Origin of the sequence: Pseudomonas sp. R32 (assembly GCF_009866705.1) — a bacterium.
GTDB lineage: Bacteria > Pseudomonadota > Gammaproteobacteria > Pseudomonadales > Pseudomonadaceae > Aquipseudomonas > Aquipseudomonas donghuensis.
This window is the reverse complement of the sequence record NZ_CP019396.1, coordinates 2,822,401-2,834,967: the sequence shown is the minus strand read 5'-3', so window position 1 is coordinate 2,834,967 and position 12,567 is coordinate 2,822,401. Positions and strand designations below refer to the sequence as shown.

The window sequence follows — 12,567 nt, the reverse complement described above, 5'->3', positions numbered from 1 at the left end:
TAGTTTTCGTAAAGGCTTTGGCGCGGATACCCCAGTATTGGAAACCGGGAAGAGTGGGCGCCGGTATCATGACGCGACGTCCTCAATCCACGACGCTCCCGGCCACTGTTGATCAACGACCAACTGCCGAGCGACATCGGTGATGACCAATCGCGCCGCCAGAGCAGCGGGAGACAGCTCATCATCAGGCAGTGTCGCCAGCAGGTTTCTTCGACCTACGTGAGCATCGGAAATTTCCACCACTGAAAGTCCCGACTCACCTTTGAGCGCCGCTGCCGCACCGGGCTGGATGGTGGCGGCATGACCTGCGCGTACGGCGTTCATCAATACGGCAAGGCCATCCACTTCCATGATGATGTTGGGAGCCAATCCCGAACGTTCAAACGCAACCATCAGCGTAGAACGCAAACCGTGTTGCGCACTCGGCATCACCAGTGGAAGTTGCCCCAGATCCGACAGTTGCACGCTGATTCCTTGTGGTGCGTGGGGCAGGTGCGGTGCGCTGATGACAAATAGTTTCTCGTCGAGCAGCGGTGTCACGCTCCAGCGCTTACCACCTTCAAGTTGAGACAGAATGGCCAGGTCGATCTGGCGAGCATTGAGTTGCGTGGCCAAATGCCCGGATAGCATCTCGACCAGGTGCAATTGAATATCCGGGTAGCGCTCTCGCATCGCATTGATCAATGGCAGGGCAAGAACAGTGGCAGTCGTGGGCGCCATTCCGACGGTGACATATCCACTCATTCGCCCACGGTGAGCGGCCATGATCGCATTTTCGGCTTGCCGCAAACATAGCTGGGCATGGTGCAGGAACGCCATACCGGAGCAGGTCGGTGTGACGCCAGTAGTAGTGCGATTAAGGAGGCGGGTTGACAGTTCACTTTCAAGTTTCGCGATCTGTTGGCTAAGGGCTGATACGCCGACGTCCAGTTCAAGAGCTGCGCGTCCCAAGCTGCCGTGTTCGAGGATTTTTACGAAATAGCGCAGTTGTCTCAATTCCAAGCGTTGCTGCTCCACGTCAAATTGTTGTTGGAGTGCCTATCGATCCTCACATCAGTGCCTTACGAGGCTCATGAACATTATTAACATGGCACCTCGTTTAACAAGTGGGCGTTCTCATATGTTCATAAGCCACTCACGGGCCGGAGATTGCGGACTCAAAGTCCTCGAAACGAATGCGGCCGTTCATCGATTGATGTTCATAAACCTAGCTTTATTGGCCTCAGTACTGGACTACCCCCATTCCAATAGACATTTTCCGGCCTCATAACGAGGCGCTTTCAAAGGCCTCAGGACTGACGCCGCCCAAGTGACTATGACGGCGAGTACGGTTGTAAAACACTTCGATGTAATCGAACACATCGGCCCTGGCCAAGTCACGGGTTTTCTAGATGCGCTTACGGATCCGTTCTTTTTTCAGGCTGCTGAAAAAAGACTCCGCCACGGCATTATCCCAGCAGTTGCCACGCCGACTCATGCTCTGCTCAAGGTTATTGGCCAAGCAAAAGCGCTTCCAGTCATCACAGCCGTACTGGCTGCCCTGATCGGAGTGCACCAGTACGCGCTCCTTGGGCCGACGGCGCCAGAGCGCCATCAATAACGCGTCCAGCGCGAGTTCACGGGCCAATGTCGGCTTCATCGACCAGCCCACGACCTTGCGCGCATAGAGATCCACCACCACGGCCAAATACAGCCAACCCTGCCATGTGCGGATGTAGGTGATGTCGGTCACCCAAGCCTTGTTGGGGGCATCAACTGTGAATGCTCGGTTGAGATGATTGGGTGCAATAATCGACGGCCGCCCGGCAATTGGGCGCGGCGCCTTATAGCCCCTCAACGCCTTGATCCGGTTGGCACGCATCAACCGCGCAACGCGGTGTTTGCCGCAACTCTCGCCGGCTTCCCGCAAGTCGCCATAGACGCGTAGAGCACCGTAAACCCCTCGGCTGGCCGCATAGGAATCGCGGATCAGTTTCAGCAAGCGGTCGTTATCCTGGTCGCGCTCAGAAACGGGCTTGTGTAGCCATTGGTAGAACCCGGCACGAGCGATCCGCAATACCCTGCACATCGTGGTAATTGCATACTGATGACGATGCTCGTTCATGAAGCGGTACTTCACTCGGGCTCTCTGGCAAAGTACCGCGCGGCTTTTTTTAAGATATCCAGCTCTTCTTCAAGGCGGCGCATTTGGGCCCGTAGCCGCAGGATTTCACTCTTGGCTTCGAGCAATTCGCTGGCCTGCTTTTCTGATTTATCAGGGGTGACGGCGCTCACCCATTTATAGAGGCTGTGAGTCGAGACGCCGAGCCGTGCGGCAATCTCCGCGACTGAATAGCCGCGTTCAACCACCTGCCTGACGGCTTCCGCCTTGAATTCCGGGGTGTATCGCTGGGTACTCATAGACTTCCTCCTATGCTCAAAGCATAGGCCGGGGATGTCTACCTTTCCGGGGGCAGTCCATTGCACTGGAATCGGTGAACGGTAAAGGTGGGGTATTGGCGCAAGGAGGGTTGGATAGGAAGGAAGCAGCGACCGCCGTGCTGGACATCATGGAAGGGTCAGAGGAAGCGTTTAGGCGACGCCTTGAAAAGTACCATTTCTAAATCCACGATCGCCCTTTAATACGGATATAAGCAGCCCCCCACATTCCCTCGGGTTTGAGATCGAAGGCACCGGCGCAGGTGCCTGTTGACGTAAATCGATACGTGCGCTGGTACGACGCATTTAACTATCACCCGTTTTGATCCTTGACTCTACTTGAGCAGGTGAGTTGGCCTCTGCCTGCTCCTGGATCACCTCATCCGCGTCCTGAGTGAGATATTTAGCAGCTTGCTCGTCCTCTGCGGGGGCATGATCCACAAGATGTGTCAGATAGGACGCGTTGTCATGATGCCTGTACTGAGGTGCATATCGAAGACAGACATCATGGGCATCCAGTTTCACTATCTTTATCGGACTCAGTGCCTCTCCTTTAGCACAGACGAGTTGTAGCTTGATGAACTCCAAGTGCATCGATGTTAATTCGGGGATGCACCGCTCTAGAAACCTCTGACTTCGATCGACAAAATTCTCAGGGCAGTCGGGATGCCGGAAAAGTGGTTCCACCAGATGCTTGATCAGCTCCAGCAGTATGACAAATGTACACCGTCCGGATCTGTACATCTCACAGATAAACTCCATGACGGCAGTAGCCGCAGAACCGAAAACCACGGTAGGCACGGCGAGGTACCGGCGTAGACTTTTGATACCCGCATTCGCGAAGGCCAACCCTTGATCCATCATGGCTATGAGGTCTGAGGAACTGATCGAAATGAAGTTACGTCGAGCGATAATCATCCTGATGAGTGCACGAGAGTACTCGACAGGCCTCAACACACCGTCGTCGACCATCGCTTTGAGCAACATCTGAGGCGTTGCAGAAATAACGTCGAGCGACTGTGCGAGCTGGCGAAGACGGCCATCCAAGGATAACAACCCAGTGTGATACTCGTGACAGAGCGTCAGGCAAGCATGCTCCTCCATGTCGAGTAGATCTCTAAGGCGTTGCAAGACGGGGGTAGGGTGGAGCGGCCCATATGCCGGTACGACGATACAGTAGTTAGAAATTGCCAGGTCGATGCTTTTCAGGAAAGCCCGATTCAGGGCATGAGAATCCTCTGTTTCCTCATGGTATCCAAGCTGCCCCTCATGCGAAAACATCGTGCCGCTATTTTGAAATACTGATGAGGATTCGATCTTCACATCCAGTGCTCTGCGAGTGGCAGTGCTGACATAGACCTTGGTTAGGTGACCGAGAAGATCGAGAAGGCCCAGAGTCGCGAGCTCCGTGAGCATTGCCAGGTCGACCACCCAGATTGAGCCCTCAATCTGGCCAGGAAAAGCATCATGGGTATCGCCTGCAGCCGAAGTGACTTGCAACCATGGGCCATCATGATCCCAGCCGCGCACTATATCGATGATGTCCCGCCCTAACCGTTTGGCGACCAAGCCAAGCGTTAGCGGATGCTCTGCATAGAGCGTCAGTAGGTCATTTACCTGAGCACGTTGCTGGTCAAGTTGCTTGAGGAAGAACGAGAAATCCATTTCGCCATTCGCGTCTTGTGCAATGGTCATCGATACAAGGCTTTTACTCGGAACAACAGAATCAGTGATCAGCTTGTGCGAAAGCTCCAGCAGCCGACGATGAAAGGTACATACCCCCTTCACCTCAAAATGTTGCGTACCCACCAGATTGCTGACAGACACCGCTCCACCGATACCCAGTCCGAGTAAGCTGGAGGCGAGCTCAGAGTGTGGAGCAATGAACTCAGAAGAGCCGGGAGGATAGGTAGCCCCTTCAAAATCAATGGTGACATGGCGAACGCAACCCTGTTCATCAGCCAGTTCTATCGACGTTCCAGGCGTGACGATTGTCGGGGCCCGGTGAACATTCCGCATTTCTTCCGATATCTCTTCCGAGACCGTCAGCATTACCTGCACGTGAGTCGCAGCGGCTTCAACATCTCCCAAGGCCGAACGCATTGCGTAGGCGATTCGATCGAGGCCTTTTTGAACCTGTCCATGACGCATTTCAGTACTGGCCAACAGCAACAGTGTCTTGGCTTGACCTTCAACCAGAACAGGGATGTCCGCCACTTTAGAATCAAAATCCAAAACACCTTCGCACGCCGTCACACGGAGAAACATAAGCCATGCGTTAGCATCCATAGGTGACTCAGAAAGGTTCAGCTCCATAATCTCGCGCATTCGAATCCAGTCGCCCGCGCTGTTATAGAGGAAGATTGCCTGCTCTCGCGCCTCCGGCGATTCGCGCCACGTAGTAGGCATCGATTGCAGCAGATTAAGTGCTTTAGCCTGCATTCCTGTGAGGATGTAGCAATGAAGCAGATCGACATGCAGAGCCGTAAACGCATCAACAGGGAGAAGCTTTTCGAGCAGGCCCATAGCAACATCGTAGCGCTGCGCTCGAACCATCGCCCGAGCACCGATGGCTAGCTCCTGGGGATCGGAGGAGGCGGGCGCTAAGTGGGCAACACGATCTACATAACGATTACGGAGAGTCTCTTCGCGCTCATAAGCACGGCACGCAAAGCATAGGTCAATGACAGAGGTGCTATGCGGTGTGACGCCTTTCTGCTCTAGCTCATCACGTACTGCAGATGAATCGCCATCTTGTAGCAGTAATTCCCAATGCAGATGCTGCAGCATGATTGCTATGCGGGACGCGACCTCAGACCCCGTCCGACGTGCCACCTCCTCACGCGCGATCTGCAATAAGTCAACTCGCGACTGCGCCATGCATGCATGGCCATACCGCAGCAAAGCCTCGTCTGGCATGGAATCAAGCGTGCTTTGGAAGCGCTCAGTCACTTCCTGCCAGCGGTTCAGGTCGCACATGGCTTCGATCTCGACCCGAACCATAACCTCAGTAAAGGGTACGCCTTTCATCCGGGCTTGCTGGAGCAGCTCCAAGGCTTCCTCTGCACGTTCGAGCAGTACCATAGAGTACGCAAGGTGACCAACTACATCGCTTACAGTCTTGGGACTCTGTGCAGACCAGACCGTATCGTCGCGATTGTCAAAGCGCGACATTGCGTCCAGCAACATCTCTGCGTGGGCAGCCAGTAGCGATCGGCAGTTGACCCGTACCGGATCGAGGGTTGCCAACCGTATGGCGTAGCGCAAATAAGATTCGAGGGTGAAAAATGAACAATCTGGTTTATCTAACGCGATGCGCATTGCGCGAACTGCACCTTGGTCGTCATCTGCTCCCCCATATGAGGAGGCAACCAACTGCCAGGCAGTCGCCTTGTCGACAAAAGCGCTTGGAATATCGTCCTCATTGACCCGCTCGCCCGCAAGAATCCGAGCATTGGTCGTAGTGGCCCAGACGATGAAGGACTCAGGGAAACGCTCCAGCAAGGTCGTACCAATCTCCACAGCCTGCTGCACCTGGTCTCGGAGCATACAAGCCCGGACTGCCGCAGCGGAGACTCGGTCATCGGAATCACAGAGATTTACAGCAGCGTCGAAATCATTCGCTGCAGCGATGTCCTCCCCCTGGTGCCACAACGAAAGGCCGCGCAGGAGGTACCATCTGGCCTTTTGGTGGTCGTCAAACTCATCCAGATCACTTTCAAGAAGCTCCAACTGATTGAGACAGTCTTGGTATCTGTGAGCTCGTTGCCATTCGGTGATTCGATCGAGGTGTCGCGAGATGCGCGGGTCAGAGGAGGTCGCTCGGGCTGATGGAAGCTCATCCGCCATCACAGCACTCTGGGGGATTCCAGCCTCGCCAAGCAGCGGTCTCAACAACTCTGCGAGCGGTTGTAACTGACTATGCGCCTCAGGGTTCAAGAGGGCGCCGGCCTGGTTACCCAATGAGCCAGGGCCCAGGTTGTTCTGCCTTGCGCTTTGAAGCGCTTGGTATCCGTCCCAAAGGGCGCGGGTGGCTTGAAACTCAGTGGCTAACGAGCCTAAATGGCGCTCAGCTGTATCCAAGCAAATTTCACCAGCCGTCCCGTTGAGTTCAGCACACAGGGCCTGCAGCGTAGCCCATACGTCGCCACTTTGGCGGTTATGGGTGCGTTGGCTAATGAGTTGTTTCTGGGTGTCGACTTCTATCGTGCGGTCGGAGTCCAGATCATGCGGCATGAACTTCAGATGGAGCGCAAATGGGTAGAGATCTACCTTGTCCACCTCCGATCCCAATTGAAGCTCTACCGCGCGCTTGATTGCGAAATAGGCTTTGCGGTTGCTTTCGTTGCTGGAACCTTCGGCGTGCACACGCACGTACCAATCGTCAGCCGTACCGGAATTCACGGCGTAACGAAGCACTTCTTGCGCAGCATGCATGGCAGTGTTGCTGGAGGAGTTATAGACGATAAGGAGTTCATCAACGTTGCGACGGAAATCGGGCTTGCAGAAATCTTCCCAAGCAAGGCCTACTGATTCGTTGAAGTTCTTGTTGTCCGTTGGCTTCAACGACCGCTTCATCTGCAGGCGTTGAGTAGCTTTCTGCCCGGTAACGGGATGCCAGATATCGATGATTAGGTCGTCGGTGTCGTGATCGAAGACTCGCCCCTGGAATAGCAAGCGAGTGATGACGAATCCATCCCGGGCACCTGGGCACTGCAAACCGAGACACATGGCGAGTACGCGGACAGCTTGTACGCGGCGCTCGAATGAACCACCGCGATCGCCGGTGGATACCGGACTCGCCACATTCTTCCTACGATTTTTCGCAGGTACGCCTTCTTTGGTTGGAGCTACCCTTGGGGGCTGTTTCCTTGGAGCCTTTGCCATACCTGGTTCGCAACGCTGATTATGGAGGCATTTTACAGGCCACCAATTGAAATGCGTAGTCAGGTGAAGGGGTTTCTACGCCGCCGTTTGCTCGGCCCAGCTGCGTGCAGCCTGGACAAGATCGGATTGAGAAAGACGGCTCTGGTTGATGACTGATGGAGTTACGATAACGGGAGACGTCTCTTGCAAGTAGCGATATGCATTGGCGATAACCGGTGGCTTAAAAATATACTTGGAAAGCGATTATCGTTCTCATCATCCCTAGAGGCATGATCTGATCTAGCGACACGACTTCAAAAAACTGCTCGCTTGATCTGTAATTTGCGCTGCGCCCACAACGTCGATCGACACGATCAGCGCCCGATAAAATTTGTGTTCAAAAGCATCGAGAGAGGTGCCAATGCCTTACGAATTAGAAAACCGCTTGGTAATCGGAGTGGCGTCCAGCGCTGTGTTTGACCTGGTCGCATCGGACGCTGTGTTTAAGAGCCAAGGGGAGGAGGAGTACCGCAAATTTCAGCAAGAACACCTCCATGACCCGCTACCAAAGGGGATTGCGTTCCCCTTCATCAAGCGTTTGCTGTCAGTGAATGACCTGAGCGACGATCCTGAGGATCCGCTTGTAGAGGTGATCCTTCTTTCCCGGAATGATCCTGACACCGGGCTGCGAGTACTGAAGACAATCGAGCACTATGGCCTTGGGATGACACGGGCGATTTTCATGCAAGGAAAATCCCCGTACGAGTACATACCTGCACTGAATATTGCGCTGTTTTTGTCTGGTGAAAAAAAAGACGTGGAGGGTGCAATTAAGGCGGGGTATCCGGCAGGGCAGGTGCTCGAATCAAAATTCGAAGACGACGAAGCTGACAAAACCCTGCGCATCGCATTCGACTTTGACGGCGTACTCGCCGGCGATGAATCTGAGTCGATCATGCAGTCCTCTGGGCTGACAGAGTTTCATGCCCATGAAATGAAGAACGTCATGCAGCCTCATAACCCTGGGCCGCTGAAGGAGTTCATGGTGCGGATATCCAAGATCCAATCGGTCGAGGAGAAGCACAAAAAGCAGAACCCGAAGTACGAAAACCGCATCCGCGTTTCGATTGTCACGGCCCGTAATGCTCCGTCCCATGAGCGTGCGATGAATACGCTTAAGAGCTGGGGCGTCATGGCCAATGACGCATTCTTCCTGGGTGGCATCGACAAAGGCAAAATTCTGGGCGTGTTGAAACCGCACATTTTCTTCGACGACCAATCCGGGCATCTCAAATCGACCAGCGCCGTCGCTCCATCCGTGCACATTCCTTTCGGCATCACCAACAACGTGACAACTGAGGTTGAGGTTGCGCCTGAGGTTGGTCAGGTAAGTGAGGCGATGTAAGACGGCGACCTGAATTTCATTGCTTAGCGCAAATCCTCTGGTGGGGCTGACACCCATTTTTTTTGATCGTGATTTGGGTTTACAGAGGCAGGGAGACTTCTGAATGTTCTGGTTGGGGCCGTTTGAGTACAAATCAAAAAAAGAGCTGTTGGATCGGCTCAAAGACTATCTGCAAAACGCACCAATTGGCGTAATCACCAGCAAGCTTGCGTTCAAAAAAATGCACTTACTGATGGCCATGCATCCAGAGGCGAGCAGAAAAATTGGTGTCGGGGTCGACCACTTTAAGATTGTGAGGAACGAATTAGGAACGGGCAGGGGGATCAAACTCGTTCGCACCGATGGTTGTGAAACGCAGTTGAATAGAATGATCATCCTAGCCGTCGGTTCTCGGCGACCTTCCTCGCTGCGGGCACCGACAGTCCACCGAACGACACGCTGGAATCGACGTAGCGCAACGCGGATTTCATGTCCTTCCAGCCCACAATTAACTGCAGCTGTTCGCCCAGTGCTTGGAGTGCTCGTTCGAACCCGATGTGATGACGATGGCATCCCACTCGTTCCAAGCGCTATACGACGACTTGATGGGTATTCCTGCTCGCCGGCATGGTTATCCTCTATCCACCTGGCCAGACCGGAAGGCTGCGGGCCAGGCGGCGAATCTCCTTAGGGCACTAAGCGACGCAGATCCCTTGGCACGACTTAGAACCAAAAAAAGCACCAACCCTGTAGCTGATCCACAAGAGTTTCTTGATCGTTCGAGGGCATCAGGCCACAGCAATCATTTTTGGCGGCTTCTGAAGAGGCTTGCCGAGCGGAGCGGGGGAGACGGCAATGATGCGTATCAGTATTGGGCACGTGAGGTAGTCAAGAAGGATAGCATCGAGTAACTTGCCGAATCGTGGCTCAATCGACAGGCTATTGTGCGCGTACGATAGCTCATCGATGGATTTACTAGGCCACTCGAATTTCACGTTCGATTCTAAAAGGAATTTATTTATGGTTGTTCCCGCCGAGTTCAACGCCGCACAGTGGTTCTCTGATAACACCGCGGGCGGCTCGCGCCTTACCCCTGAGACTCAGCATTCCATCGCTGACTTCACCACCATGTGGAATTTCTTCGAGGGTAATCTGTGCCGCAATGAGGGGAATATTGCTGCTTTCGATCGCGTTGCGGATCTGTATCGACCGAGCGATGAGCAGCATCAGGGGGTTTGCGGTTGCCTGGCCTTCTGGCGGTCTCGCTATACGGATGAAAAGGGCATACTACCCAGATTCGACAGATTGGAGTTTCGCGCCAGAGATCGCAGGGTGCTGGTAGAAAGTGTTCTGTTGGGGCAGAACGATGAACCGCATGATGTGCTGTTCGCAACGCTCATCATTATCTACAGGCTGCGAAACAACCTCTTCCATGGGCTCAAGTCGCTCGACACACTCAACGATCAAGTTGAGAATCTCAGGACAGCCACGTACTGCTTGTCCATTGTTCTGGCCGCAACTCCTTCACATCTCGTCAGACCTCAATATGCTTAATCCCGCTTTGGCGGCGCGTACTGCGGTTGCAGTGTGCTGCCTACGCCAAGAACAAATCATCAGCCTCAAATACAGAGCGAAGGAGCGTTATGCAGCTGCAGGATCTGCTTGCTAAAGGATATTTCCCAATTCAGCTACCGGTGGGATTCGGCACGAAGCGACTCGCCGACAGCATTGAGCAGATCAAGGCTGTATGGGACGGAGCGCCGGGGAAACAGGCCGGCGCTTCTCAGTCTGAGAAATTCTCGGTCGCGAGATCCTCCTACAGCAGGCGCACAACCTCGATCCCTAATCCTGTCAGTTTCTATGCCTTGGCTAAGGAGATCTGTGAGTACTGGCCTCAGATCCAGGCGCATTACGATAAAAGCGAAATCTCTCGCAGCATACCGGGCACCGACGGTAGTCTCAGAGCGATCGAGCTGACGAAGTTCAGCGACTTGTATGAGGAGCGCGTGTGCCAATCTGCAGGGGCCCGTTACGCGCTGATCACCGACATATCGAGCTATTTCCCCACTGTGTACACGCACACCATCCCGTGGGCACTGCACACTAAGCCGGTTGCCAAGGCGAACAAGACCAGAAAAACTCCTGAATTTTTTGGCAATATCCTAGATGGCCGTTGCATGGGGACACAGGATGGCCAAACCATTGGCTTGCCTATTGGCCCCGACACTTCCCACATCATCGCGGAAATCATCGGGGTGTCGATTGATGAGGCCATCTGCGCAGAATTGGGTGAGTGGCCGAAGGGGTTTCGCTACGTCGACGACTTCACTTTCTTCTTCAACAAACGTGAGGAAGCTGAGAGGGCGCTGGCAATCATCATCAAATGCGTCAGTGCTTACGAGCTCCAGATCAACGCCTCCAAGACGAAGATCGTCGAAGTGCGAGAGCTCGTCCAGGAATCCTGGAAATACAGCCTCAAGAAACTGACCGTCTCAGCGAGAAAGCGTCAGCAGAAAGACGATATTCACCACTATTTCGAGATGCTGTTCTCGCTTGAATCAAGGTTCAAGGACGAGAGCCTAGTCAAATATGGCCTGAAGCAGCTGTCCTCATCCATCGTCAAGAAGTCCAACTGGGCGATCGCCGAAGCGTACTTTCTCAAATGTGGGTATGGATTTCCCAATACGTTGCAGGTGATCACCCAAATCCTCGCGACCTACCATCGCTATGGTTATCCATTAAATATGAACGCGCTGGGCGCTTTCAGCCGGAATCTTTTGGAGTCGGCTGCCGCCGCGAATCACCACAGTGAGACTGCCTGGCTCCTCTGGCTGTGCAAGGAGCTCAGTATCCATCTTGACGCCCCTTTGATCCTTCAGGTGCTTCAGATGGAGAGCTCCGTATGTTCGCTCATCGCTCTGGATCTCATTCATTCAGATTTAGTCGACGGTGAGGTAGATCTTGCGGCTTTAGCGGGTCTACCGCTCACAGATCAGGCGCTCAAAGGGAACAACTGGTTACTGGCTTACAAAGCAAAAGTGTCCGTAATTCGTCGGATTCCAAGCGTATTGAAGGCTCGGTGCGAGGCTGTAAACCGGGTAGATCAAGGGCTACAGTGTTGCAGGGGCGAAAGTGTCCTCAAATCGCGACGGTCACAGCGGAGTCGCAAGGCTCGGGGGCTGGTGACATCATGAACATTTCTAACATAGCAAATCATTTAACATAATATACATTATGCGTAGCCACCTATAGAGGCTTGGCCCCCGTGCCAGGCTGCTTTTCACCAGGTGTTCCGGCTGACCAGGTCGAATTTCTCGTGTGCGAGAAAAACACCGTCACAAGCATGGCTATGGTTTGCATGGTTCATCAGCGGCATCGATTCGAATGTTGGCACGTGCAACGACGGCTATCGCCTCGACAATATGAGCTGCGTCACCAGTCTCGTATGCATCGGCCAAAAAGACATCTACGGCCTCTGGGTCAACCAGCGCGTCTGCTGGATCATAATCATGAATCGGCTCTGTCATTTGATCACCTGGGAAAAATATGAAGCCAGCATCTGGCTCTGAAAATAAACGCTGGAACGTCACCTGCAAAGACGCTGCTGATGGACTGGCAACCTGATCGTACCTTTGCCTGACGATTTCGAGCGGCTTTCGGATTAACCACTGGTGACAAGCTGGACATGAAAATACAACCGGACGGCACGATATCCCTGGCACCCGTTTGTTCGTAGGTTTTATTCAGCCATTCAATGCCAGATGCATCTACAGCCCTCAGACTACGCGGCCTGTTACCGATTACGCGTGCATTCACTGGACGCTAATCTCGGTCTTTTTGAGAGATGGCGTTCAAATTTGTTAGATATCTAACATGGATGAGCTACCCCTGGATCATCT

General features: G+C 53.7%; 7 protein-coding genes and 1 pseudogene. 4 read left to right on the top strand and 4 right to left on the bottom strand.

What is annotated here, in order from left to right:
• Positions 1-66 precede the first annotated feature (66 nt).
• The 3 genes and pseudogenes from PspR32_RS13385 to PspR32_RS13370 form a co-directional block, all read right to left on the bottom strand.
• Positions 67-1,002: a LysR family transcriptional regulator gene (locus tag PspR32_RS13385; protein WP_159388666.1), complete on the bottom strand. Its 936-nt coding sequence runs from the start codon at positions 1,000-1,002 to the stop codon at positions 67-69.
• 262 nt (positions 1,003-1,264) lie between these two features.
• Positions 1,265-2,400 (bottom strand): annotated as a pseudogene (locus PspR32_RS13380) (IS3 family transposase).
• Positions 2,401-2,724: 324 nt separating this feature from the next.
• On the bottom strand, positions 2,725-7,224 hold the full coding sequence (locus PspR32_RS13370) for a PIN domain-containing protein (RefSeq protein ID WP_232531732.1): 4,500 nt from the start codon (positions 7,222-7,224) through the stop codon (positions 2,725-2,727).
• Between the two features lie 481 nt (positions 7,225-7,705).
• On the opposite strand from PspR32_RS13370, the gene PspR32_RS13365 reads away from it, so the two are divergent.
• From PspR32_RS13365 to PspR32_RS13350, 4 genes are all read left to right on the top strand, one after another.
• On the top strand, positions 7,706-8,689 hold the full coding sequence (locus PspR32_RS13365; RefSeq protein ID WP_159388664.1) for a 5'-nucleotidase: 984 nt from the start codon (positions 7,706-7,708) through the stop codon (positions 8,687-8,689).
• Between the two features lie 103 nt (positions 8,690-8,792).
• On the top strand, positions 8,793-9,359 hold the full coding sequence (locus PspR32_RS26680; RefSeq protein WP_159388663.1) for a DUF3223 domain-containing protein: 567 nt from the start codon (positions 8,793-8,795) through the stop codon (positions 9,357-9,359).
• Positions 9,360-9,688: 329 nt separating this feature from the next.
• Positions 9,689-10,222, top strand: coding sequence for a hypothetical protein (locus PspR32_RS13355; RefSeq protein ID WP_159388662.1), 534 nt, complete (start codon positions 9,689-9,691; stop codon positions 10,220-10,222).
• Positions 10,223-10,311: 89 nt separating this feature from the next.
• Entirely contained in the window at positions 10,312-11,862 is a 1,551-nt protein-coding gene (locus PspR32_RS13350; RefSeq protein WP_159388661.1) for a reverse transcriptase domain-containing protein, read from the top strand.
• Positions 11,863-12,015: 153 nt separating this feature from the next.
• On the opposite strand, the gene PspR32_RS13345 is transcribed toward PspR32_RS13350, so the two are convergent.
• Positions 12,016-12,264, bottom strand: a complete 249-nt coding sequence (locus PspR32_RS13345) for a helix-turn-helix domain-containing transcriptional regulator (RefSeq protein ID WP_232531856.1) — start codon at positions 12,262-12,264, stop codon at positions 12,016-12,018.
• Positions 12,265-12,567: the final 303 nt, after the last annotated feature.